24 protein-coding genes, 3 tRNA genes and 1 pseudogene are annotated in these 23,852 nt (G+C 59.8%); 19 read left to right on the forward strand and 9 right to left on the reverse strand.

Features of this window, described 5'->3' with window-relative positions; translation table 11 throughout:
• Position 1 precedes the first annotated feature (1 nt).
• The gene (locus GSP01_RS07100; RefSeq protein WP_141352134.1) at positions 2 to 1,243 is read left to right on the forward strand and encodes a tetratricopeptide repeat protein; all 1,242 of its coding nucleotides are present in this window, start codon (positions 2 to 4) and stop codon (positions 1,241 to 1,243) included.
• Positions 1,244 to 1,302: 59 nt separating this feature from the next.
• On the opposite strand, the gene flgH is transcribed toward GSP01_RS07100, so the two are convergent.
• Complete coding sequence (gene flgH, locus GSP01_RS07105; RefSeq protein ID WP_141352136.1) at positions 1,303 to 2,049, reverse strand: flagellar basal body L-ring protein FlgH; 747 nt, start codon at positions 2,047 to 2,049, stop codon at positions 1,303 to 1,305.
• A gap of 303 nt (positions 2,050 to 2,352) precedes the next feature.
• On the opposite strand from flgH, the gene GSP01_RS15135 reads away from it, so the two are divergent.
• The 5 genes from GSP01_RS15135 to GSP01_RS07120 all read left to right on the forward strand — a co-directional run bounded on the left by GSP01_RS15135 (position 2,353) and on the right by GSP01_RS07120 (position 4,853).
• Complete coding sequence (locus tag GSP01_RS15135; RefSeq protein ID WP_228123865.1) at positions 2,353 to 2,580, forward strand: sugar nucleotide-binding protein; 228 nt, start codon at positions 2,353 to 2,355, stop codon at positions 2,578 to 2,580.
• Between the two features lie 129 nt (positions 2,581 to 2,709).
• Positions 2,710 to 2,907 (forward strand): hypothetical protein, encoded by a 198-nt coding sequence (locus GSP01_RS15140; RefSeq protein ID WP_228123866.1) that lies wholly within the window; start codon positions 2,710 to 2,712, stop codon positions 2,905 to 2,907.
• A 16-nt stretch (positions 2,908 to 2,923) separates the two neighbouring features.
• Positions 2,924 to 3,343: a Rossmann-fold NAD(P)-binding domain-containing protein gene (locus GSP01_RS15145; protein WP_228123867.1), complete on the forward strand. Its 420-nt coding sequence runs from the start codon at positions 2,924 to 2,926 to the stop codon at positions 3,341 to 3,343.
• Positions 3,343 to 3,522 (forward strand): AtzG-like protein, encoded by a 180-nt coding sequence (locus tag GSP01_RS07115; RefSeq protein ID WP_141352138.1) that lies wholly within the window; start codon positions 3,343 to 3,345, stop codon positions 3,520 to 3,522. Before GSP01_RS15145 ends, GSP01_RS07115 begins: the two co-directional genes overlap by 1 nt.
• A complete protein-coding gene (locus GSP01_RS07120) occupies positions 3,519 to 4,853 on the forward strand; it encodes an AtzE family amidohydrolase (RefSeq protein WP_141352140.1) in 1,335 nt (444 codons plus the stop codon). The genes GSP01_RS07115 and GSP01_RS07120 overlap by 4 nt, the downstream gene beginning before the upstream one ends.
• A gap of 1 nt (position 4,854) precedes the next feature.
• Here the strand turns inward: GSP01_RS07120 and GSP01_RS07125 are convergent, their stop codons facing one another.
• From GSP01_RS07125 to GSP01_RS07135, 3 genes are read right to left on the reverse strand one after another with little or no spacing between them, the layout of a single operon-like run.
• Entirely contained in the window at positions 4,855 to 6,117 is a 1,263-nt protein-coding gene (locus tag GSP01_RS07125; protein ID WP_141352142.1) for a cation:dicarboxylate symporter family transporter, read from the reverse strand.
• On the reverse strand, positions 6,111 to 7,703 hold the full coding sequence (locus GSP01_RS07130) for a gamma-glutamyltransferase family protein (RefSeq protein ID WP_174787562.1): 1,593 nt from the start codon (positions 7,701 to 7,703) through the stop codon (positions 6,111 to 6,113). The genes GSP01_RS07125 and GSP01_RS07130 overlap by 7 nt, the downstream gene beginning before the upstream one ends.
• Before the next feature lie 13 nt (positions 7,704 to 7,716).
• Positions 7,717 to 8,601, reverse strand: coding sequence for a LysR family transcriptional regulator (locus tag GSP01_RS07135; RefSeq protein WP_141352144.1), 885 nt, complete (start codon positions 8,599 to 8,601; stop codon positions 7,717 to 7,719).
• Positions 8,602 to 8,701: 100 nt separating this feature from the next.
• Here GSP01_RS07135 and GSP01_RS07140 point away from each other — a divergent pair, with 100 nt between their 5' ends.
• Positions 8,702 to 9,937: an allantoate amidohydrolase gene (locus GSP01_RS07140; protein ID WP_141352146.1), complete on the forward strand. Its 1,236-nt coding sequence runs from the start codon at positions 8,702 to 8,704 to the stop codon at positions 9,935 to 9,937.
• A complete protein-coding gene (locus GSP01_RS07145) occupies positions 9,934 to 11,166 on the forward strand; it encodes a pyridoxal-phosphate-dependent aminotransferase family protein (protein ID WP_141352148.1) in 1,233 nt (410 codons plus the stop codon). Before GSP01_RS07140 ends, GSP01_RS07145 begins: the two co-directional genes overlap by 4 nt.
• A gap of 39 nt (positions 11,167 to 11,205) precedes the next feature.
• Here the strand turns inward: GSP01_RS07145 and GSP01_RS07150 are convergent.
• Positions 11,206 to 11,373 (reverse strand): annotated as a pseudogene (locus GSP01_RS07150) (plasmid stabilization protein); the annotation flags it as partial.
• A 170-nt stretch (positions 11,374 to 11,543) separates the two neighbouring features.
• Here GSP01_RS07150 and GSP01_RS07155 point away from each other — a divergent pair.
• The 5 genes from GSP01_RS07155 (at position 11,544) to GSP01_RS07175 (ending at position 16,652) form a co-directional block, all read left to right on the forward strand.
• The gene (locus GSP01_RS07155; RefSeq protein ID WP_141352152.1) at positions 11,544 to 12,470 is read left to right on the forward strand and encodes a 2-hydroxyacid dehydrogenase; all 927 of its coding nucleotides are present in this window, start codon (positions 11,544 to 11,546) and stop codon (positions 12,468 to 12,470) included.
• Between the two features lie 79 nt (positions 12,471 to 12,549).
• Positions 12,550 to 12,625, forward strand: a tRNA-Thr gene (locus GSP01_RS07160).
• 242 nt (positions 12,626 to 12,867) lie between these two features.
• Positions 12,868 to 14,352 (forward strand): paraquat-inducible protein A, encoded by a 1,485-nt coding sequence (locus GSP01_RS07165; protein ID WP_141352154.1) that lies wholly within the window; start codon positions 12,868 to 12,870, stop codon positions 14,350 to 14,352.
• Positions 14,349 to 16,031 (forward strand): PqiB family protein, encoded by a 1,683-nt coding sequence (locus GSP01_RS07170; protein WP_141352156.1) that lies wholly within the window; start codon positions 14,349 to 14,351, stop codon positions 16,029 to 16,031. The genes GSP01_RS07165 and GSP01_RS07170 overlap by 4 nt, the downstream gene beginning before the upstream one ends.
• Before the next feature lie 3 nt (positions 16,032 to 16,034).
• Complete coding sequence (locus tag GSP01_RS07175; RefSeq protein WP_141352157.1) at positions 16,035 to 16,652, forward strand: PqiC family protein; 618 nt, start codon at positions 16,035 to 16,037, stop codon at positions 16,650 to 16,652.
• Positions 16,653 to 16,728: 76 nt separating this feature from the next.
• Here the strand turns inward: GSP01_RS07175 and nusG are convergent, their stop codons facing one another.
• The 3 genes from nusG to GSP01_RS07190 all read right to left on the reverse strand — a co-directional run bounded on the left by nusG (position 16,729) and on the right by GSP01_RS07190 (position 17,662).
• Positions 16,729 to 17,259 (reverse strand): transcription termination/antitermination protein NusG, encoded by a 531-nt coding sequence (gene nusG, locus GSP01_RS07180; protein WP_141352159.1) that lies wholly within the window; start codon positions 17,257 to 17,259, stop codon positions 16,729 to 16,731.
• A gap of 9 nt (positions 17,260 to 17,268) precedes the next feature.
• Positions 17,269 to 17,571, reverse strand: a complete 303-nt coding sequence (gene secE, locus GSP01_RS15430) for a preprotein translocase subunit SecE (RefSeq protein ID WP_172492551.1) — start codon at positions 17,569 to 17,571, stop codon at positions 17,269 to 17,271.
• A 14-nt stretch (positions 17,572 to 17,585) separates the two neighbouring features.
• Positions 17,586 to 17,662 (reverse strand) — tRNA-Trp (locus GSP01_RS07190).
• A 170-nt stretch (positions 17,663 to 17,832) separates the two neighbouring features.
• Here GSP01_RS07190 and GSP01_RS07195 point away from each other — a divergent pair.
• Positions 17,833 to 17,906 (forward strand) — tRNA-Gly (locus tag GSP01_RS07195).
• A 26-nt stretch (positions 17,907 to 17,932) separates the two neighbouring features.
• Here GSP01_RS07195 and GSP01_RS07200 read toward each other — a convergent pair.
• Entirely contained in the window at positions 17,933 to 18,484 is a 552-nt protein-coding gene (locus GSP01_RS07200) for a cupin domain-containing protein (RefSeq protein WP_141352161.1), read from the reverse strand.
• Positions 18,485 to 18,811: 327 nt separating this feature from the next.
• Between GSP01_RS07200 and atpH the strand changes: the two genes are divergently transcribed.
• The 5 genes from atpH to atpC are packed head-to-tail and all read left to right on the forward strand — an operon-like array spanning position 18,812 to position 23,726.
• Positions 18,812 to 19,384: an ATP synthase F1 subunit delta gene (gene atpH / locus GSP01_RS07205; RefSeq protein WP_141352163.1), complete on the forward strand. Its 573-nt coding sequence runs from the start codon at positions 18,812 to 18,814 to the stop codon at positions 19,382 to 19,384.
• Positions 19,384 to 20,919 carry a F0F1 ATP synthase subunit alpha gene (atpA, locus tag GSP01_RS07210; RefSeq protein WP_062028188.1) on the forward strand — a complete coding sequence of 512 codons (1,536 nt, stop codon included), beginning with the start codon at positions 19,384 to 19,386 and terminating at the stop codon, positions 20,917 to 20,919. Before atpH ends, atpA begins: the two co-directional genes overlap by 1 nt.
• 9 nt (positions 20,920 to 20,928) lie before the next feature.
• Positions 20,929 to 21,819, forward strand: coding sequence for a F0F1 ATP synthase subunit gamma (locus GSP01_RS07215; RefSeq protein ID WP_141352165.1), 891 nt, complete (start codon positions 20,929 to 20,931; stop codon positions 21,817 to 21,819).
• A gap of 22 nt (positions 21,820 to 21,841) precedes the next feature.
• Entirely contained in the window at positions 21,842 to 23,305 is a 1,464-nt protein-coding gene (gene atpD / locus GSP01_RS07220; protein ID WP_141352167.1) for a F0F1 ATP synthase subunit beta, read from the forward strand.
• Between the two features lie 4 nt (positions 23,306 to 23,309).
• The gene (gene atpC / locus GSP01_RS07225; RefSeq protein ID WP_141352169.1) at positions 23,310 to 23,726 is read left to right on the forward strand and encodes an ATP synthase F1 subunit epsilon; all 417 of its coding nucleotides are present in this window, start codon (positions 23,310 to 23,312) and stop codon (positions 23,724 to 23,726) included.
• Positions 23,727 to 23,852: the final 126 nt, after the last annotated feature.

Raw genomic sequence — 23,852 nt, forward strand, 5'->3', positions numbered from 1 at the left:
CGTGTTTTTGTCCCTTTGCCGCCGTCTGAGCGCCCGTAATCTCCTGCTGGCCGGTGTTTTCGGTATCGCCGCTCTTGCTGGCTCTGCTCATGCTGACGATGTCCTCGGCCAAGCCGTGGGCAAGGACCTTCAGCAGGCCCAGAGTGCCCTGGCATCCAAGAACTACGCCAAGGCGATGGAAGCCGTCGACGCCGCAGATGCGGTCAAGGGCAAGACTGATTACGAAGCCTACACCACGGCCCAGATGCGTGCGGCTATCGCCGCACAGTCCGGCAACACGGATGCTGCCATTAGGGCCTATGATGTCCTAATCAATAGCTCCCGTACGCCGAAGACCGCCAAGGGTCAGATGCTGATGGCGCAGGCTACGATGGCTTACAGCGCCAAGCAGTACGCCCGCGCTATTCCTGCGACCGAGCGTTATCTTAAGGAATACGGCGTTGATCCGCGCATGCAGACGATGCTGATTCAGTGCTACTACCTACAGCAGGACTGGAAAGGCACTGCCAAGGCAGCTCAGGAACAGGTGGACGCCACAATTAAGGCTGGCAAGATTCCGCCTGAGAACCAGCTCCAGATGCTGGCTACAGCCTATACGAACCTGAAGGACGCGGATGCTAAAACGCATGCTTATGTCCTGCTGGCGAAATATTATTCCAAGCCTGACTACTGGTCGATGTTGATCCACGATTTGGTGGCCAACCCGAATCTTTCGCCGCCGCTTGTTTTCTATGTCGAGCGTCTACGTCTGGCGACCGGTGTGCTCAAGGATCCGTCCGATTATCAGGATATGGGTGAGCGCGCGGTCCAGATGGGCCTACCCCAGTTGGCACTCAACCTGCTGAACCAGGGTTATGCCAATCATTCGCTCGGCAATGGGCCGACCGCAGCGGCAGACGCGAAGTTCCATGCTTTTGTGGCTCAGCAGGCTTCAACGAACCGGAGCCAGCTGGTTACTGCCGTCACCCAGGCTGCTTCTGCGTCGAACGCAGGCCCGGCTCTGACCGCTGGTTACAATCAGGTGCTGAACGGACAGGTCGATGCCGGTCTGGCTCTGATGAAGACAGGATTGGGCAAGAACCCGCGTTATCCGGATCTGGCTCAGGTCGAATACGGCATGGCGCAGATGGACGGTGGCCAGAAGGCTGAAGCCATCAAGACTTTTGCTTCCGTGCAGGGCAATGGCCCGGCCAAGGACGTTGCTGAACTTTGGTCGCTGCTGCTGTCGCGTCCTGCGAAATAAAATATCCGTTTTAGAGAAGTATAGAAAAGCCGGGGGTTCTGCCCCGGTTTTTTTTGTGTTCAGAACGGTAGGATTGCGTCCATGACCTGCTGGCCATAACGGGGTGTCTGAAGCTGCGTGAGAGTCCCGCGGCCGCCATAGGAAATCCGCGCTTCCGCCATCCGGTCATGCGTCACGGTATTGTCAGCCGTGATATCCTGTGGCCGGACGATGCCACTGACCCCCAGTTCCCGCAACTCGCTGTTCACCCGGACTTCCTGCTTTCCCATCACGACGAAATTGCCGTTGGGCAGGACCTGAGTGATCGTTCCTGCCAGACGCAGGGTCACGGTCTCGTTGCGGGCGATTTTTCCGGTTGCGCCAGAATCGCTGCTACTGGCGGTGCTCAGGCTGTTCGCGCCCGTAATGGCGCTGATGACCTTTCCCTTGATCCCGAACAGATTGGGAATGCCGAATTTCTCGTCAGCGGTGCGGTCGGCAGTTGTTCCGTTGTTGAAGGCGGCGTTGTCGGTGATATCCACGATGATCGTGACCAGATCACCCACCTGCGATGCCCGCTGATCCTTGAAGAATGCCTTGCTGCCCGAACGCCAGAGGCTCGCGGCCTCATCGGGGGGGGGCTGGAGCGGTGGCATCGGCATGGTGACGGGGCGATAGGAATTGGCCAGTGTGGGATCGGTAATGGATGTCATGCGGGGAGGTCGCCCGATCTCCGACATTTGGGCGAGGGAGTTACAGGCTGACAGGGTCGGCAAAAGTCCGAGCAGTCCCAGAGTACGAACAGAGTGTCGAAAAGCGTGCCGCATGGGAAAGTTGAGATCCGTCAGTTCCGTATGATTTCCAGCAAACACGAGAATGGTAAAAAACCTGTTAAGACGTCGTTATTCAGGTCTTCTGAAAAGACTCGGACTTCGCCTGCATCTGACGGGAAGATTGTTTGCACGTGACGGCTTCTGCTTGTTCCTTGCCCTGTCCGGGGACGTGATCGAAAATAGTATGGCGTGGCCGACATGCCTGATGGCCCGGGCCCATTCTGTCGGGAGAATGCCTCATGCCAATCGTTTCAGTTTCCTTCCATGCGGATGTGTTCTCCGCATTCCTGTTCTGAAATGGCACTGCGGATTCTGCTAACCGGCGGACAGGGATTCGTCGGTCAGCATCTCAATGCGCGTTTGCAAGACTGCATTTCCGGTCACGCCCTACTTGAAGATCCAATGGGCCTTCGGGGCCGCGTTGCCGTCGAACGGTTCGTGAAAGACAAAAAAAACGACGCCTGTCTACATCTGGCCGCCGTGTCCTCGATTGTTCGTGCAAAAGCGGAAAATGCTGAGGCCTAGACCGTGAATCTCGATGGAACGCTTATCCTGCTCCAAACCTTCGAAACCGACGCTCCTCAGGCCAGTTTCGTGTTTGTTTCGACAGCCGCGATTTACGGCGCCAGTTTTTCCTCGGGGTAGCCACTCGATGTGTTCGACGTCATCGCGCCGGTTAATGCTTCTGCGTCCAGCAAGACCACGGCGGATCTGGCGATTGGTAACTTGATTCAGGAGGGGCTGCATGGCGTGTGTCTACGTGCTTTTACCTCAGTTGGAACGGCACAGGATGAAGACGCTATTCTACCATTCCTTGTGGCACAGGTCGCTCGGATCGAGGCGGGACAGTAGGCCCCCGGCCATTATTGTGGGCCATCCGGATGCCGGTTTTGACATAACCGACGTTCGTGATGCCTGTGACGCTTATATTGATGCGCTTGCCCTTCCCCCGCCTCTGCCGAACGGAACGATTCTAAACATCTGTTCCGGTGTGACCCGGAGCGCGCAGTCCATGGCGCATGATCTGTTGGAGGTTGCCGGGATTTCCGCCTCTCTTGAGGTTGATGCCACGATCGTCTGTCCGTCCGTGCAGGGCAACCCCGCCGCTGCTCGCCAGGCACTGGGCTGGGCGCTGCGTATTCTGTGGCATGAGCTCTGGTCATCGTTCTCAGTGACTGGCGTTACCGAAACAGGTCGTAAAGTCCTGCTTTCGAGATTGTCAGGTGCTGGACAGCGCCTGAACGCGTTGTCATTCTTCCCGCAGAACCGGCAACCGGAGTGCGTATAATGACAGACCCTTATGATACCGAAATTACGGTGCTCGCCTGTGCGAGTGGACTGACCATTCCTGTTGAATTTCACGCCGGCGTGCGGGCCAACCTCGATCTTTTGCGCAGCTATGGTGCGTTGATCGAAGGGGTGGACCTGTCAGATCGCCTCGAACCTGCCTTCCGGTACGAACCGTGAGCGGCCTTCAGCAGCGCACTCTCGCCCTCGCGGCCAGTGTGCGCAAAGGCGAGATTTCCGCCCGCGACCTTACCGTGAAGACCCTGGCCGATATCGAGGCACGGGACAAAGATTATAACTGCGTCACGCGCTTGTTGATGCATCGTGCGCTGGAAGCTGCCGAGCGGGTGGATCGTCTGGTGTTGCAGGGACAGGATCCGGGGCCGCTTGCCGGGGTGCCTTTTGGCATCAAGGATCTGTTCGATGTGCGTGGTGAAATCACGACGGCCGGATCAAAGGTTCTCGCCAATGATCCGCCCGCCACGCAGGATGCAATACTTGTTGCTCATATGATCGCAGCCGGGGCCATTCCCATTGCGCTAACGAACATGGACGAGTTCGCCTACGGGTTCGCTACGATCAACGCCCATTACGGCAATACCCGCAATCCGCATGCTCCCGAGCGTCTGGCTGGTGGGTCGTCAGGAGGTTCTGCAGCCGGTGTGGCGGCGCGGATGTTTTCTCTTGGTCTTGGGTCCGATACGAACGGCTCTATCCGTGTTCCGGCATCGCTTTGCGGGATCTGGGGGTTGCGAGCGACTCAGGGACGTTTATCGGTTGAAGGCAGTTATCCGTTCGTACCGAGTCTCGATACGGTTGGCCCGTTTGCCGACAGTGCGAGGGGCCTGAAAGCCTGTTTTGAAGCCCTCTGCGCCAGATCGCTGACGGATGTGGATGTGGGTAGTTTGCGCATTGCTCGTCTAGGCGGATGGTTCGGCGAGAATATGTCTACGCCAATGAAGACCGCGATCGATACACTCTCCATGGCGCTGGGAGCCGCGGATGTTGTCGAACTTCCGGAAGTGGCGCGAGCGCGGGCTGCGGCTTTCGTTATCAGCGCCTCCGAAGGGGCGGGGCAGCATCTAAAACGCCTGCGCACACAGGCCGCAGACTATGATCCCGCTGTCCGGGATCGCCTGTTGGCCGGGGCTCTTCTGCCGTCCACGCTGATCTTTCAGTCTCATCGCTTGCGTCACTGGTTCCGCGACCGGATGCATGAGGCTTTTGCGAAGACGGATATCCTGCTGGCCCCCGCGCTTGTCGGTGAGGCACCGCGTTTCGATCAGCCGGAAATCGAAATCGGCGGCAAGATGGTCTCTGCTCGTGCCAACCTGGGGCTTTACACTCAGCCCCTGACGCTTGCGGGTTTTCCGGTTCTGACGGTCCCGATGAAGGTTCCGGGACTGCCGCTTGGTGCGCAGCTGATTGCGCGGCCGGGCCGCGAGGACCAGCTCTTTGCTTTGGCTGAAAAGCTGGAAACGGATGGGCTGGCGGAAGCCCGTCTGATCTGACTTAGGGCTGTTTCAGCGCCTCGGCCATTTTCGTGTGGTCGAGGCGCTTTTCCCATGCGGCAATTAGAACCGGGGCAACGCAGTTTCCTGCGAAATTTCCTACTGCTCGTGCGATTCCTGCAAACCAGTCCACGGCCAGCAGCATCACCAGACTTGCGGGCGGAATGGATGGCACGCTCGCCAGCGTTGCCGCCAGAATGACGATTGCAAAACCCGGAATTCCGTGCGCCCCTTTGGACGTGATGAGCGCCGTCACTAGCAGTGTTGCAATCTGCCAGATTGTCAGGTGTGCTTCGGTGGCATTGGCCAGAAAGATGACCGCCAGTCCCAGATAAATCGATAGCGCATCCAGATTGAGCGAATACCCGGCCGGGACCACGATGCCCACGACCTGACGCTCCACTCCGAGTTTTTCGAGCTTGCTCATCAGGCTGGGCAAAACCGCGTCCGATGCTGTGGTCGTGGCGACGATCAGCAGCTCTTCGCGGAAATAACGCGCAAACCGCGCCGGATTGACTCCTGCAAACCGTAGCCCACCACCCAGCGCGCCAATGATAAAGAGACCAACCAGCAGGAAATACAGCATTGTAAATCCGGCCAGATGTCCGATGGTCTCCAGTCCGTAACGTGCTGTTGTTGTCACCATCGCGCCGAACACGCCCAGAGGGGCTACGCGGATGATGACGCCCATCATGCGTGAAAACAGTTCGGAGATGCTTTCGATCAGCCGGATTAGAGGTGCGCCGCGCTCTCCCATGCCGTTCAGGCAGCACCCCGCAAAAACCGCGAAGACGAGAATCTGGAGGATGTTCCCCTGTGCGAAAGCTTCAGCAGGGGTGCGCGGCACGAGCGAAAGTAGAAATCCGCTGATGCCTCCGGCCCGCAGGTTCTGTGCATGGTCGCCATAGGATGCGATCATCCGCGCATCCTCGGCCGTCGGCACAAACCCGACGCCTCGGCCGATGCCAAGTTCCATCGCCACCAGAACTGCTACGCCAAGTGCGAACGTCGTCATGATCTCGAAATAGATTAGGGCCTTTCCTCCTAGGCGCCCGACTGTTTTCAGTGATCCGGCCCCGAGAATCCCGAGTGTTACGATACAGAAGAGCAGTGGCCCGACCGCCATGATGATGAGCTGCATGAACAGCGTCGTCATCCATCCCACATCATCCGCCAGGGCGGGGAAGAACAGTCCGGCCCCAAGCCCTAGAACTGTCGCCAGTACGACTTGCGCGAACAGGTTTTCAGTCAGAGCTCTTACCATGCTGCAACGGCTCCGTCGCTGCGGGGATCAGTGGCACCTTCGAGTCGCCCATTTTCGTGACGGATCAGCGCGCCGGCGTGACCCATGATGATGGACTGTTCGGAGAGTGCTTCGACGGTATGTCCGGCCGCCTCAAGCTGCGACATGACATCCGGACTGAATCCCGGTTCCACCTTGAGCGACAGGCTCTCGTCTCCCCAGGTTCGCCCGAGTAGCCAGCGCGGACGGCAGATTGCTTCCTGAAGCGGTACCCCATAGCGGACGTGACGACTGAAGATCGCGGCCTGCGTTTGGGGCTGCCCTTCGCCGCCCATGGTGCCGTAGACCATTGTTCGGCCGTCCTGCAGCCGGGCGGCAGCCGGGTTAAGTGTATGAAACGGTTTGGCCCCGGGGCGCAGGATGTTCCAGCCGGAGTGCTCCAGTCGGAAGGATGATCCGCGATTCTGCCAGAACAGGCCGCTCTGCGGCAGCATCACGCCGGATCCGAACTCGAAATAGAGGCTCTGGATCATGCTGACCGCGACGCCATTGCGGTCGATTGCACCCATCCAGGTTGTGTCGCCCCATTGCGTTTTCTCGGTCCAGGGCATGGCGTGGGTCATGGAAATGCGGGACGCCATCGCTTCCAGCCGTGCCGGATCGGCCAGTAGCTCCCGGGCCAGTGCTTCGGAGTGCTCGCTACCATCCGTATGGCGGTTGCGATAGAGGAACGCCTGTTTGGTGGCTTCGACCAGACCATGCACATGTGCAAAGCTCTCCGGCCCTTCCGTACGGCTCAGATGATCCGACAGGGCCAGGATCAGAAGCGACGATACGCCCTGCGTGGGAGGGGCAGTATTGTAAAGAAAGCCGTCGCTGGTCTGCGCATGCAGCGGTTCCTTGACCTCTGCCCGATGCGCCAGAAGATCCAGAGACCGCACCGGACTGCCCGCCGCCGCAAGATCGGCGGCCAGACTGCGTGCCAGAAGCCCATTATAGAAACTGCGCAACCCGTCCCGGTTCAGCATCCTCAGCGTCTGGGCCAGTTCGGGTGATTTGCGGATACTGCCCGCTCTCCATGGCTTGCCGTCGGGAAAGCAGATTCGCGCCAGCGTCGGGTTCGACATCAACTCCGGCTGTTTCTGCGCCAGAAGTGCTCCCTCGCTTTCGGAGACCACACGTCCATGTTCGGCATAATGGACGGCATCCCGCAGTAGCCGGCCCAGCGGGAGTGGGTCGCGGATCTCGCTGCTCAGTTCCAGTGCTGCCTCCCAGCCCGAAACTGTTCCCGCCACCGTGTTGGCGGCCAGACCGCCACGCCAGGGTATGGTAGTGTGTCCGGCATCGGCATAAAGCGTATGTTCCGCTCCCATGGCCAGTGCACCGCAGGCGTCGATGGCCATGGTGCGCCCATCGGGATAGCAGATCAGCCAGAACGCATCGCCACCCAGCCCGGTCATGTGCGGGTAAACCACTGCCAGCGTGGAGGCCGTAGCCACGACCGCCTCGATCGCCGTTCCGCCTTCGCGCAGAACATCCAGCCCCGCCTGGCTGGCAAGATGATGTGGAGACGTAACCATTCCGCCCAAGGCGTTGGGAGTTAGCATGGCAGAGGAGTCCTTACAGGGGCAGGAGATCGGATTGCAGGCGTGGAATATGGGCGCACAGCGTCCGGATGAGCAGTTCTTCCGGGCCCTGCGCGGTCTGATGACGGGTAGAGGCGATGAACTCCACCTGTGGCATCTCCGGTAGCAAACCCTGCGCACAATGGGGCAGATGTTCCGCATTGCGCAGAAAAGCTGGCTGCGGCGTCACGCCATATCCGGCGCGCACAGCTGCCAGAAGCGCGCTCAGGCTGCCGCTGGTAAAGGCCAGATGCCAGGCGCGTCCGGATTTGTTGAGTGTTTCGATCGCCAGGCGGCGGGTGACGCTGCCATCGGGGAATGTCACGAGGGGAATGGACTGCTCTGTCGGAAATTCTACCTCCGCGGATGCGTACCAGCGCATGTCCTCGGTCCACAGCTTCTGGCCACGTGTCTCCGTCGTGCGCCGCATCCCGCACCAGACGTCCAGTTCTCCTTGGTCCAAAAGATGCGCCAGATATGCCGAAAGACCGACCGTCATGGTGATCTGAAGCGACGGATGTGACGCACGGAATGTACCCAAAATTTCGGGAAAGCGCGTTAGGAGCAGGTCTTCCGTCACACCCAGCCGGATCGTCCCGCGCGGTGCGCCCTGTCGGAAGTGGGACAGGATGCTGTCCTCGCATTGCAGAAGCTGCCGGGCCAGACCGATCAGCGCCGTGCCATCTTCCGTCAGCCGAACGCTTTTGGTGCTACGGGCCAGAAGGCGCGTACCAAGCTGCTCCTCCAGTCGGCTGATATGCTGGCTGATGGTGGACTGGCTCACTCTCTGGCTCTGTGCGGCGGATGTGAAATGCAGCGTTTCCGCGACCGCCAGAAAGGATTGCAAATGGAACGGATCGAGATGCATCTGATCTTTCATGCCAATATGTGGGACCATATTTATTGGCAGGTCAACTTGATCTGCCTTCGTTATGAGCGCAAAGTTTCCCTTCTTTGATACGTTCCGGACAGGAGCCCTCATGACAGCCCACGGAGCCCGCGCCGTCGAGCGGTGCCGTATTCTCGCGGATGGCTCTTTCAGCGAGACGCCAGGCAGTCTGTTCCGATTCTGGCTCGGTCCTGCCTACCAGCGGACTCTCACGCAGGTCGCGCAATGGATGGAAGAGGCTGGTCTGAGCACGCGTCTGGATGCGACCGGAAGTCTGATCGGACGCTATGAAGGGCTGACGCCCGGCGCTCCGGCGCTGATGATCGGCTCCCATCTCGATACCGTCCGTAATGGCGGGGCTTTTGACGGAAATCTGGGCGTCATGCTGGGGATCGAGCTTGTTTCAGCCCTGAATGCAGAAGGCACGCGCCTGCCATTCGCCATCGAAATCATGGGCTTCGGGGACGAGGAAGGCTCGCGTTTTGCGGCTCCCATGATCTGCTCTCGCGCTATGGCCGGCCTGATCGATTCCATACCTGCACACATGACCGATGCGTCCGGGATAACCATGGCCGACGCCATGATCCGCTCCGGTCTCGATCCCGCACGTCTGACCGAAGCTGCCCGTCGCTCCGACGAACTGGTTGCCTATATTGAACCTCATATCGAGCAGGGTCCCGCGATTGAAAGCGCGGATGGCGAAATCGGCGTTGTCACAGCCATCGCTGCCCAGACCCGCCAGGGCGTGACCGTCACCGGCCAGTCCGACCATGCGGGCACGACTCCAATGAGCATGCGTCAGGATGCACTTGCAGCAGTGGCTGAAATGATCCTGGCGGTCGAACGCAATGGTGCCTCAGGCGGCGCGACGCAGGTCGCTACGGTTGGTCAGATCGACGTTACGCCAAACACGTCAAATGTTATTCCCGGTGAAGTCCGCTTCTCGCTCGACATGCGGGCCGAAACCAACGAGGCCCGTGATGCCATGGCCGAGGCGATCCGGATGGATCTATGTACTATTGCGGCTAAGCGTAGTTTGGGGATTACGTTCGACATGCCGCAGTATCTGCCCGCCGCCGCCTGCGCACCCGAACTTGTGGCAGGTTTGGCGCGGGCCGTCACAAGCGTTACAGGTCGTCCGGCCCAGCGCCTTCTGAGCGGTGCCGGTCATGACGCCATGGCCATGGTCGATCTGTGTCCGATGGGGATGTTGTTCATCCGCAGTCCCGGCGGCCTTAGCCATCACCCCGATGAAACCGTTCGTGTGGGAGACGTCGAGCTCGCCCACCGTGCCCTGCTCGCCTTCGTCAAGGAGTTCCAGTCATGAGCCAACCCTCAACTTTCGCACAGCTTGACCCGCCGTCCCGCCTGCTGATGGGGGCGGGGCCAACTAACGTCCATCCGCGCATCCTGCGCGCCATGTCCTATGACGTGATCGGCCAGATGGACCCGGAAATGACCGCCTATATGGACGAGGTCATGGCCCTGTACCGCGAGGTCTTCCGCACGAAAAATCACTGGACGCTGCTGGTGAACGGCTCGGCTCGTTCGGCCATTGAGGCTGCGCTTGTCTCGCTTGTCTCGCCGGGTATGAAGGTCGTCATTCCGCGTTTTGGCCGCTTCGGCCTGCTGCTGACGGAAATCGTCCATCGTTGCGGCGGCATTCCGTGCACGGTGGATGTAGAGTGGGGGGAGGTCGTCGATCCGGCCCGCATCGAAGCCGCTATCATCGAACACAAGCCGGGTCTGGTCGCCTGCGTGCATGGTGACACGTCCACGACGACCGCTCAGCCGCTCGAAGAGATCGGCCGGATCTGCCGCAAACATGACGTGCTGTTCTATGTGGATGCCACCGCGACCCTCGGCGGCATGACGTTCGAGACCGATGCCTGGAACATCGACGTCGCTACGGCAGGGCTTCAGAAATGCCTGAATGGCCCTCCGGGTTCCGCGCCGATCACGCTCTCGGATCGTGCCGTCGCCGCCATTCTCAAGCGCCGTCACGATGAAGCGGGGATTGCCACCGGTCAGCCTCAGGGTGAGGGGCCGGTCATCCAGTCGAATTATTTCGATCTGGCGATGCTGATGAACTACTGGTCTCCCGCCCGGATGAACCATCATACCGAAGCGACCTCCATGCTCTACGCCGCGCGCGAGACGGCGCGTCTGGTCGTGGAAGAGGGCGTGGAGGCGCGCGTCGCGCGTCATGTCAGGGCAGGGCGCGCCATGGTCGCCGGGCTGCGGGCCATGGGGCTGAAGGTCTATGGCGACGACACCACCCGCATGAGCAACGTCACCGGCGTCTGGGTGCCGGACGGCGTGGACAATGCCCGCATCCGCGAACTGATGCGCGACGATTTTGGCATCGAGATCGTCTCGTCCTTCGGCCCGCTGACCGGGAAAATCTGGCGCATCGGGGCGATGGGCCTCAACGCCCGCAAGGACAAGGTGCTCCTTACGCTGGCCGCGCTCGATTCCGTTCTGGCCGGCGAAGGCGTGACGCTGAATCGTGGTGCGGGCGTGGATGCCGCCCGTGCCGCGTGGGACGCGGCCTGAGCAATTTTCGGGCCGGAAACTCTATTTCGGATGGTTCTTCCGGCCTGAACTACTTTTCTTTCCGCCGCCGTCGTCCTTGTTGACCGTGGCCCAGGCGCGGCGCTCCGCTTCCTTTTCGGAGATGCCACGCTTTTCGTAGCTCTCCTCGATATGCTCCGCTTTGCGTTTCTGTTTGTCGGTATAGGCTGACTTGTCCCCACGAGGCATGATCCTGCCCTCCTGCATGAGATCCGGCCTTCTCTACGCCCGAACCCGGCACGCGTTCCCCGGTTCTGTGTCCCTACACAAACAGGTGTGAGGGCAGGGGAGCGGGCTTGATCCGAATCCCGCATGGCGCGACCATCTCCGGACATATTTCCGGTCGGAGAACACGCAGAATGTCGCTCGTCTTCCATCAAACGCCCGAACGCGCCGCCATCTGGCGAGAGAAATTCGCCAGCGCCCGACCGGACATGCCGTTTCATGTCTGGCCTGAAACCGGCCCGAAAGAGGATGTCCGCTATCTCGTGGCGTGGAAGACGCCGGACGATCTCGCCACGCTTTTTCCCAATCTCGAGGTCCTGTTTTCGCTGGGCGCGGGAATCGACCAGCTTAACCTGGCCAATATTCCCCCCGGTGTGCAGATCATTCGCATGGTGGAGAACAGTCTGGTTGAGGGCATGATCGAATATGTCCTGTGGGCGGTTTTCTCCTGCCATCGTGACATGTTCCGCTATGCCCGGCAGCAGCGTGAGCATGTCTGGAACGGTTCGCACAACCGGCCTGCGAGGCTCTATCGCGTCGGTGTCATGGGAATGGGAGAACTGGGCAGCCCCGTTCTGGAGAAGCTCGTCGCCCTCGGATATGACTGCCGGGGCTGGAGCCGTAGCCGCCGGGAGGTCGCGGGCGTGACATCCTTTGCCGGAGAAGCGGAGCTGGACGAGTTTCTGGCGCAGACCGACATTCTGGTCTGCCTTGTCCCGCTCACGGAAGCTACACGCGGCATCCTCAACCGCGACCTGTTCGAAAAACTGCCGAAAGGCGCGTGCATCATCAACTGTGGACGCGGCGGCCATCTGGTGCAGGACGATCTGATCCCGGCCCTCGACAGTGGCCAGCTGTCACAAGCGGTTCTCGATGTCGCCACGCCCGAACCGTTGCCTGCCGAACACACGTTCTGGGATCATCCCCGCATTTTCCTGACACCGCATATCGCCAGCGCCGCACAGTCGGACAGCGCGGCCGAGGTCGTTCTGGCCAATCTGCGCCGCTACGAAGCCGGCGAGTCCATGACCGGCGTCATCGACACAGGACGCGGTTACTGAAGATGCGGGCCGGTTTTTGCATTTTCCGGCTTGCCAACCCTGAAGGGCTCGGTTAGAACGCGGCCACCTTGATGGGTGCGCCGGTGTAGCTCAGCTGGTAGAGCACGTCATTCGTAATGATGGGGTCGGGAGTTCGAATCTCTTCACCGGCACCATCAAGGTCTTCCGAAAATACCGGATTAGAGATACCTTTCTGCTGTCATGCAGACGGAGAGATTATCAATTGCGCGGCTTTCCGGATCTTCACAAGTTTTCAAAATATTGCCGATAAATCCGGCTTCCTCTGGGCAATCCGCCTGAGATGGGACTACGATGAGTCCCGATATCCCGATGCGGAGGGCTGCCTGTAGAGGGCGGACTGTCAAAAGACTGCTCCCTGCGTTAGGTTAGGAGCCCGATGTCTGACCGTTTTCATAAACGACTGTGGCGCAACGCCGTCAGCTTTTCCCGTAGTCAGGAGCCCCACGCATCCATCCATGCGGTGGAAGGTCTGCGCGAATGCCCGACTTGCGGTCTCTTCCAGCACGTTCCGCGCCTGAAACCTGGACATCTCGCCGAATGTCTGCGCTGCGGTTGCCAACTTGCCCGCCGCCGCCGGACATCTCTGATCGGTGCTCCAGCCGCATTCTGCATCACATCCGCCGCGCTCTACGTCACGCTCCTCATCAGTTCCCTCATGACTCTGAACGTCTACGGACGTGAAAACACGGTTTCGCTGATGAGCGGCCCGATCGAACTTGGCCATCAGGGTTATGGCGCGATCGGCGTTCTCGTCGCCCTGGTGACGATCATTATGCCCGGCCTCATCATCGGTCTGATGGCAGCTATTCTCTATGGCGCTTCCCGCCCCCAGATGCCTGACTGGACCCCCCGTCTTCTTACTTGGTACGACCGTCTCCGTGGCTGGTCGATGGTGGAGGTGTATGTGCTCGGCGTTCTGGTGGCATACACCAAGCTCGTGGACCTTGCTCTCGTTGTCCTTCAGCCAGGTGTCTATCTGCTGGGTGGCCTGATGCTGAGCATGGCCGCTGTGGACTCGACCTTCGATGCCGAACGGATTTGGCGCAGCCGCGACATCCGTCCCCAGCTCGATGATCACCAGGGCCATCTTCTGGATGTCGCCCATCTGGACGCTCGTAATGGCGTCATCCCACCCGTGGAGAACATGCTGTCCTGCCACGCCTGCAATCTGGTCGTGGCTTTCGATCATATTGTGCCGCAGGAACAGGATATGGGCGATTGCCCTCGCTGCGGGCAGATCCTGCGTCGCCGTAAACCGCAGAGCCTGGCCTCGGCCACATGTCTTCTCGTAGCCAGCGTCGTTTTCTACCTGCCGGCCAACCTGCTGCCTGTCATGACCTACACCAAGGTCGGCCATGGTGCGCCCAGCACAATCATCAGCGGTGTGATCGAACTGTGGCAGGCGGGAATGATTCCGCTGTCCCTGCTGGTTCTGTTCGCCAGTATCACCGTGCCCGTTCTTAAGATCGTTGCTCTGACGATCATGATCATAAGCCCCCGCTTTGGAGGCCGCTGGCAGCTCAGGTATCTGGCGAAACTCTACCGGCTTGTCGTCATTATCGGCCGCTGGTCCATGATCGACGTCTTCATGATTTCCATCCTCGTCGCTGTTGTGCATTTCGGCTTTCTGGCCAATGTTACTGCCGATCCGGGAATGGTCTGCTTTGCACTGGTCGTGATCTTGACCATTTTTGCCGCAGAGCTTTTCGATCCCCGCGGCATGTGGGATGCAGCCGGCCTCAACGGTGCGGTCGCAGGCCCCGCAGCGGATATCAGGGAGCCGGAGACGCCGTTTCCGTCCGATCCTATGCTTCGCCTGCCTTCTTCTGACCCTACTGATATGGAGCCTGGACGCCCGTGAGCGATTCCCGAAACAACCGGGGGGAGCCAACGGTCTCGCCGAAGGAAGCCCCGGTGCGCCGTACCCGCTTCTCCCTCATTCTGCTAATTCCGGTGGTGGCCATTCTCATCGCCGGATGGCTGGCGTGGGAGCATTTTGCCACGCGTGGCCCCGTCATTACCATCACGTTTGAGACGGCGGATGGCCTGACTCCGGGCCAGACGCAGGTAAAGAACAAGGCTGTAACGCTGGGTACGGTGCAGGACATCACACTGAGTGACGACATGAAACATGTCGACGTCACGGTGCAAATGAACGCCAACAGCGCACATATTCTGACTGACCACACCCGGTTCTGGGTCGTGCGTCCGCGGATCAATGGCGCCAGCATCACTGGCCTCGATACATTGTTCTCCGGCGCCTATATCGCCCTGGATCCGGGAAGCGATGACGGCCACTACCAGAAGTCCTTCAAGGGCCTTGAATCGCCGCCGGGTGTGCGGTCCGACCAGCCAGGCGAAACGTTCTGGCTTGTGTCCCAGTCGTTGGGCTCGCTTGGTCCGGGATCGCCGGTCTTTTTCCGCGATCTTCAGGTGGGTGAGGTGCTGGGCTACACGATGCCGCCGGGTGGGATGGGGCCCATCGTCATCCAGGCTTTCGTCAAGGAGCCCTATGACCACTATTTGCGCACGGACAGCCGGTTCTGGAACGTCTCAGGCGTTCAGGTCGGCCTTGGTGCCGGTGGTTTGCAGGTCCAGCTCAAATCGCTTCAGGCCCTGTTCTCGGGTGGCATTGCGTTTGGTCTGCCGGAGCGCCGTCGCAACATCGATTTGCCTGATGCGCCGGCCAATTCCGTCTTCAAGCTTTATGCCAGCGAGGCTGATGCCCACAACGCGCGCTACCATAAGCGCCTGCGTGTCGTGACCTACATCAACTCCTCTGTCAAAGGCCTTACGAACGGCAGTCAGGTCACCATGTTCGGTTTGCAGATTGGTACTGTCACTGATGTCCGTCTCCTTCTCGAAGGCCCTACGAAGCTGCCTCGTGTCCGCGTGGATATGGAGCTTGAGCCGGAGCGTATGCTGTCCAACTGGGATGATCGGATCGAGAACAGTAAGGAGCCGCCTGTCGAGAAGTATCTCCAGGCCTTCGTGGCTGATGGAATGCGTGCCTCGGTTCAGAGCGCCAGCTTCCTGACCGGTGAATCCATGATTGCCTTGCAATTCGTCAAGAATGCTCCTGTTACGGCCTTGACCTACGAAGGCGACGTTGCCGTTCTCCCCAGTCAGGCTGGCGGAATGGACGGAATCATGGAGTCCGTCTCCACCATCACCGACAAGATCGCGGCAATGCCGCTGACCGAAATTGGTGGCCATGTGAACGATCTTCTGGCGCATGCGGATAGCCGTCTGAATAGTCCGGAAGTCACGCAGTCCCTCGCGGCGCTGCGCGATTCTCTACAAAATCTGAGCAGGCTGACGAAAACCGCCAACCAGGACCTGCCGGCGCTGATGAAGGGGCTGCAGGGCACTCTGGCAAATGCCCAGTCTGTTCTGGGGGCTTATGGCGGCGATACGGATTTCCATCGCAACCTTCAGAACATGATCATCCAGCTGACCCAGATGTCCCGCTCCCTGCGGTTCCTCACGGATTATCTGGATCACCATCCTTCCGCTCTCATCACCGGCCGCAGGAACTGAGCCATGACACAGTCTTCGACGTCCCGCCTTCGTTTCCTGTCCCTGGTGGGGGCTCTGGGGCTGACGGGCCTCCTCTCGGCCTGTAGTAGCGATCCCACGCTCTATACGCTGGCTCCTCTGTCAGGTGTGTCCCAGGCGGGAGGCCCTGCCGTGGTCGAGGTCCGGACACCTGTTGTGAGCGCGCGGCTTGATCGCGATACGATTGTGAAGGCCAGTGAGGATTATCAGACAAAGCTCGCTTCGGGCAGTAGTTGGAGTGAGGCGCTTCCGGACATGCTGGGTCATACGCTGATGACCGACCTAGCCCAGCGTTTGCCGGGCACGACCGTCTTCGCGCAGGATGATGCGGTCACGACGACGCCTGCGGCCTATGTGGAGCTGACCATCCGCAATTTTGAAGCCGATTCGGTCGGGCACGCACTTGTGACGGGCATGCTGTCCGTTCACCCGGCTGGAAAGATGATTGGTCCTGTGATGACCACGCCTGTGGTGTGGCAGTCGTCAGAGCCGGTTGTGTCTAGCACGGCAAAGCTGACGGCAGCGCTCAGTCAAGGTGTTGCCAGCATCGCGGATCAGGCTGCAGCAAAACTGCGGGTTCTGCCACAGCCCCTGAAGAACTGAGAATCATCAGGGTCACCAATAAAAAAGGCTCCCGAGAGGGAGCCTTTTTTATTGTAAGGAATAGAACTTGAAAAACTTAGAGCTTCTCGACCTGCGTGAAGTCCAGATCGACTGGCGTGGAGCGGCCGAAGATGGAAACGCTAACCTTGAGGCGCTGACGCTCGTCGTCGACATCCTCGATCATACCGGTGAAGGAAGTGAACGGACCATCCGCCACGCGGATCTGCTCACCAATCTCGAAGGAGAGGCTAGAACGGGGACGCTCAACGCCTTCCTGCGCCTGCTTCATGATCCGGTCGGCTTCAGCTGCCGTAATCGGGGTCGGACGGTTGCGGGTTCCAAGGAAGCCCGTAACCTTGGGGGTATCCTTGACGAGATGCCACGCTTCGTCCGTCAGTTCCATTTTGACGAGGACATAGCCGGGGAAAAACTTGCGCTCCGCGTTGACCTTACGGCCGCGGCGCATCTCTGTAATATCTTCGGAGGGAACAAGGATCTGTTCGAAATGATCGGACAGGCCTTTCTGTGCAGCCTGCTCCTGGATATGGCTCGCGATCTTCTTCTCAAAACCGGAATAGACGTGAACAACGTACCAACGCTTCGCCATGGTGCGAACTTAGCCTCCAACGCCAAAAAGTTCGCGGACGCCGAGGCCGATCACCTGGTCCACGATGAAGAAGAAGATGCAGGTCACGGTAACCATGACCAGCACGGCACCTGACGTAATCAGGGTGTTGCGACGGGTCGGCCACGTGACACGTTTTGCTTCGGCGCGCACGTCACGGACGTAGGCCACCAGATTGAAGCCGGATCCGCTCTTTTGAGGCGCCGTTTTCCGCGACTCGTCTTTCGGGGTACTGACCGACACCATCGTCCTCGAATCAAGTGAAAATCCCGCTCCCGGTGTCGGGAAGGACATCCGGTGAGAAGGAGTGGCAGGGGCGGAGGGTCTCGAACTCTCAACCTCCGGTTTTGGAGACCGGCGCTCTAGCCAATTGAGCTACACCCCTATCATCGGGCAAGACATTTTTGAGGTGTCATGCCAACGACAGTGGCCGCAAAAGAGAATGTTCAGGAGTAAAAGTCAAGTGCCTCGAACATCTTTGTTGCGGAATTTCCATTTTGATCTTTCCCCTCTTGCGGGCGCGGAAAAAAATGGGCTAAGGACACTTCCATCTGAGCGGGCGTAGCATAGTGGTAATGCAGTAGCCTTCCAAGCTTCTTAGGAGGGTTCGATTCCCTTCGCCCGCTCCAGATCTTCCGGAATTGATATTTTCGTCTTATCGCCCCTGACAGGGAGCGTGTGATGGCGTCGCTTCTCCAATCTGGAGAATCTGCAGGGCGACGGCGGAATCGCCGACATTGCCTGACTGATGGCCTTTAGGGTCGGTGTCGTGAGCGATCGGAGCCACATCCTCACTGAGCAGGACATCACCCGGATTCAGCTCCACGCTGGTCCCGTCCATCGCCTTGACGAAATAGATTCCTGATAGCGGCACAATCCATTGGACCTGATGGCTTTCGTTCCATCCGCCTTTCCAATGCGGGGGCTGAACCCGTATCGTCATCGTTGCCGGTCCGTCATGGAGCGTGCTGAGCATGACCTTGTCTCCGGTCGGCGTGATCGAATTCTCATGGAATGTTGATATCTTGCACTTGGTCAGATGCGTGACACCTTGAGGGTCGGTCCAATTGTCCCAGTAGGAAATGGTCGGGAAGGACGGTTTGTCCTCTAGTGGGGTTGCTCGTGCTGCCGTGGCCAGGGGAGGGAGCGAAAGGGCGGGGATGGACAGCGCGCCTAACAGAAAAAAGAGGTATTTCTGGATGGTCATCTGGTCTCCGTGGTTGTTTGGAGGGCGTGTGTTGAACGGAAGTAAAGAATTTCCGAAGAACCACTGTGAAACTCTCGTCATGCCAGTCCGGTAGAGGAAAACGCAAACCTTCGTCTGGTCGGGGGCGGATGAAAGGGGATTTGCGTATCGTCTCGGTTGCGCAGGGCTAGGACAGCGTGCTAGAGGCGGCCCCAAGTGGAGGACCGGGTTTCAGACGAATCCTGCGCAGGAACGTGTATGCCCGGTCCGGACAGTTTTGATGCAAGGAACCGGATAAGCCGGTTCCGGCCGCACTCTGCGGCGGATTTAGTGAGACGGAACACGCGTGTGACGGTGACACAGGTGCCGCAGGTTGGACAGACAGGGGGCTTGGCCCAGCGCTACGCCCGTGCGCTTTATGATCTTGCTTCGGAGCAGGGGAATCTTCCCGATGTTCTGGGTGAAGTGAAGGCGCTGCGTACCGCCATTTCCGAAAGCGACGACCTGCGGAAATTCCTAGCTGACGCTCGGATGGACATCCGCCAGGGTCAGACGGTTTCGAATGTTCTGGTGTCGAAGCTCGGCTTTGGAGACGTCCTGCGCCGGTTCGTCGGCGTTATCGCCGAAAACCGTCGTCTGCCTGATCTTGCATCCATTCTGGACGGTGTTCTGGCGCTCGACGCCGCCCTGCGCGGCGAAGTCGTGGCCGAAATCCGCTCTGCACAGCCTCTTAACGACACACAGCGCAGCCAGCTTCAGGTCCGACTGGCCGAAGCCGGCTACAGCCGCGTGTCCATGACCGAACATACGGACCCTGCCCTCCTTGGTGGCATGACCGTACGGATCGGTTCCACACTCTTTGACACTTCGATCGCCGGGCGCCTGACCCGCCTGCAGAACGCCATGAAGGGAGCCGCGTGATGGATATCCGTCCCGCCGAGATTTCGGACATCCTCAAGCAGCAGATCGCGTCTTTCGACCAGGTCGAGACCGTTTCCGAAACGGGAACGGTCCTGTCCATCGGCGACGGCATCGCCCGCGTCTACGGCCTGAACAACGTCATGGCCGGTGAAATGGTCGAGTTCGAAGGAACCGGCCTCAAGGGCATGGCCCTGAACCTCGAAGCCGACAATGTCGGTGTGGTTCTGTTCGGAGATGGCGACGGCATCCGCGAGGGCGACACCGTCCTGCGTACGAAGTCCGTGGTTGAAGTTCCGGTCGGCAAAGGCCTGCTGGGACGTGTGGTTGACGGTCTGGGCAACCCGATCGATGGCCGTGGCCCGCTGACGGATGTTGAGTACCGCCGCGCCGAGGTGAAAGCTCCGGGCATTATGCCGCGCCAGTCGGTCAGCGAGCCGATGCAGACGGGCATCAAGGCCATCGACGCTCTTGTTCCCATCGGACGGGGCCAGCGTGAGCTGATCATCGGTGACCGCCAGACGGGCAAGACCGCGATCCTGATCGACACCATCGTCGCCCAGAAGCCGGTCAATGCTGAAGGCGATCCGAAGAAGTCCCTGTACTGCATCTATGTCGCTATCGGCCAGAAGCGTTCCACGGTGGCCAACCTGGTCCGCACGCTGACCGAACATGGCGCGATGGAATATTCCATCGTTGTTGCCGCTACGGCCTCTGATGCGGCTCCGATGCAGTATCTCGCTCCGTACACGGCCTGCGCCATGGGTGAGTATTTCCGTGACAACGGCATGCACGCTCTTGTCTGCTACGACGATCTGTCCAAGCAGGCTGTGGCTTACCGCCAGATGTCCCTGCTGCTGCGTCGTCCGCCGGCTCGTGAAGCGTTCCCGGGTGACGTGTTCTACCTGCACTCCCGTCTTCTGGAGCGTGCGGCCAAGATGTCCGACGCCAATGGCGGTGGCTCCCTGACTGCCCTGCCGGTTATCGAGACGCAGGCTGGCGATACGGCTGCCTACATCCCGACCAACGTGATCTCCATCACTGATGGTCAGATCTTCCTTGAGACGGACCTGTTCTACAAGGGTATCCGCCCGGCCGTGAACGTCGGTGGCTCCGTATCCCGCGTGGGGTCTGCAGCCCAGATCAAGGCGATGAAGCAGGTTGCCGGCAAGATCAAGCTGGAGCTGGCACAGTATCGTGAAATGGCTGCGTTCTCGCAGTTTGCTTCCGACCTGGACGCCGCAACCCGCAAGCAGCTTGATCGTGGTGCCCGTCTGGTCGAACTGCTGAAGCAGCCCGAGACGTCCCCGCTGCCCGTCGAAGAGCAGGTTGTTGTTCTTTATGCCGGTACGCGTGGCTACGTTGATCCGATCGCCGTGGACAAGGTCGTGGCCTACGAAGCCGCTCTCCTGTCCGAGCTGCGCGGTGCGGGCTCTGACATCCTGACGGCCATTCGTAATGACCGCCAGATCAAGCCGGAGACGGAAGGCAAGCTCAAGGAGCTGCTCGAAGCATTCGGCAAGCGCTTTTCGGCCTGAGGATAGCCCATGGCTTCGCTGAAGGAACTGCGTGGACGGATCACGGGCGTCAAATCGACGCGCAAGATCACGAACGCGATGAAAATGGTCGCAGCTTCCAAACTGCGACGCGCCCAGATGCAGGCCGAAGCGGCTCGCCCCTATGCCGACGCCATGCGTCGCATGATGGCAGAGCTGGCGACGGCGACTCGTGGTGAGGACGCGACAAGCCTGCCGCGCCTTCTCGCGGGAACGGGCAAGGACCAGACCCATCTCGTGGTGGTGCTGACTTCTGACCGTGGCCTTGCCGGCGGCTTCAACGCCAATATCGTCCGCAGTGCCCGTCAGCTGGTCGATACGCTGGTATCAGAAGGCAAGACGGTCCGCATCCTGCCGGTCGGTCGCAAGGGGGCAGATATCCTCGTGCGTCACTATCCGGACATGATCGTTGATCGTCTGGCCGGAACCGAAGGCAAGGATGTCGGGTTTGACAAGGCTACCGACATCGGAGGCCGGATCGTGACCCTGCTGGAAGCTGGCGACATCGACCGCTGCACGCTGGTCTATAACCGTTTCCTCAATGCCATGACGCAGGTTCCGGTCCAGGCGCCTCTGGTTCCGCTCGCGGTTCCCGAGAACGACAATGCCGCTCCGGATGCCGACACGGCCCAGTACGAATTCGAGCCGGACGAGACGACGCTTCTGACGCAGCTTCTGCCGCGCAACCTTCAGGTCCAGATCTTCTCGGCCTTGCTGGAAAGTGCTGCTGGCGAACAGGGCGCGCGCATGACCGCGATGGATAATGCCAGCCGCAATGCCAGCAAGGCCATCGACCGTCTGTCGCAGAAGTACAACCGTACGCGTCAGGCCAACATCACCAACGATCTGATCGAAATCATCTCCGGCGCAGAAGCCGTTTGAGATCACGCAGGAGACGAATCCGATGTCCGAAACCCTTACCCCTTCTGCCGGAGCTGCCAACAACGTGGTCGGCCGCGTCACCCAGGTGCGCGGCCCCGTCGTGGACGTGCAGTTCGAAGGCGATCTTCCCTTCATCCTGAACGCCCTGCACGTCCAGAACGGCGATCATACGCTGGTTCTGGAAGTTGCGCAGGAAATCGGCGAGCGTCAGGTTCGCTGCATCGCCATGGACACGACCGACGGTCTAGTCCGTGGCGCTGAAGTCCGTGACACGGGCACGCAGATCATGGTCCCGGTTGGCCCGGCAACGCTCGGCCGTATCCTGAACGTCGTTGGTGAGCCCATCGACGAGCGCGGCCCGATCAGCAGTGAACTGCGCTTCCCGATCCACCGTCCGGCCCCGGTTTTCGAAGACCAGGCCGCTGCGTCCGAAATCCTCGTGACCGGCATCAAGGTCGTCGATCTGCTCTGCCCGTACCTCAAGGGTGGTAAGATCGGCCTGTTCGGTGGCGCCGGCGTCGGCAAGACGGTCATCATTCAGGAACTCATCAACAACATCGCGAAAGCCCATGGCGGCGTCTCCGTCTTCGCCGGTGTCGGTGAGCGTACGCGTGAAGGTAACGACCTGTATTTCGAAATGCAGGACGCAGGCGTCATCAAGATTGCCGAAGACGGCTCGACCGAGGGGTCCAAGGTTGCGCTGGTCTATGGCCAGATGAACGAGCCGCCGGGAGCCCGTTCGCGCGTCGCCCTGACGGGTCTGTCGCTTGCCGAATATTTCCGTGATGAAGAAGGTCAGGACGTCCTGTTCTTCGTGGACAACATCTTCCGCTTCACGCAGGCCGGTTCCGAAGTCTCCGCACTTCTGGGCCGTATCCCGTCCGCAGTGGGTTACCAGCCGACGCTGGCCACCGAAATGGGCGCCCTGCAGGAGCGTATTACGTCTACGAAGAAGGGCTCCATCACGTCCGTTCAGGCCGTGTACGTCCCGGCTGACGATCTGACCGATCCGGCTCCGGCTGCAACCTTCGCGCATCTTGATGCAACGACGGTGCTGAACCGTTCGATCGCGGAAATGGGCATCTATCCGGCTGTTGATCCGCTGGATTCCACGTCCCGTTCGCTCGATCCGAAGATCGTTGGTGAAGAGCACTATCAGGTTGCGCGCCAGGTTCAGCAGACGCTCCAGACCTACAAGGGCCTGCAGGATATTATTGCGATCCTTGGCATGGACGAACTGTCCGAAGACGATAAGAAGATCGTTGGCCGCGCTCGCCGTATCCAGCGCTTCCTGTCCCAGCCTTTCCACGTGGCCGAAGTCTTCACGGGCGCACCAGGCAAGCTGGTGTCGCTTGAAGATACGATCCGTTCCTTTAAGGCCGTCGTGGCTGGCGAGTACGATCACCTGCCGGAAGGCGCCTTCTACATGGTCGGTGACATCGACGAGGCCGTTGCGAAGGCCGAGAAGATGAAGCAGGAGGCCTGATCCGATGCCGCTTCGCATCGAGATCGTCAGCCCGGAAAAGCGCCTTGTCGAACGTGACGTCGACATGGCCGTGGTCCCGGGCATGGAAGGCGATATTGCAGCCATGCCGGACCGCGCACCGCTGATGCTTCAGCTGCGGGGCGGCGTTGTGGCCCTTTATAAGGGTGACAAGATCGTTGACCGTTACTTCGTGACGGGCGGTTTTGCCGATATGGGCGCTGATCACTGCACCATTCTGGCCGATTCCGCACAGCTCATGAGTGAGCTGTCTGTAGACGAAGCCAAGGCTCGTCTGCGGGACTTGGAAAGCCGTTGGGCCGAAATCGGTCCGAATGATGTGGACATGCACGACCAGATCAGCCGCGAACTGCAATCGGTTCGCGCCGAGCTGGAAGCTGTTCAGGAGCATGCTCCTGCCTGAAGGGTCTGTTCAGATCAGGTTTGTAAAAACCCGCTTCACCGGAAGGTGAAGCGGGTTTTTCTTTGCCATTTCTCCAGGGCTTTTCTTTCGCAGGCTTGCCCCCATGCCTGAAATAACTCAGTGCTT

Origin of the sequence: Gluconobacter sphaericus NBRC 12467 (assembly GCF_006539125.1) — a bacterium.
GTDB lineage: Bacteria > Pseudomonadota > Alphaproteobacteria > Acetobacterales > Acetobacteraceae > Gluconobacter > Gluconobacter sphaericus.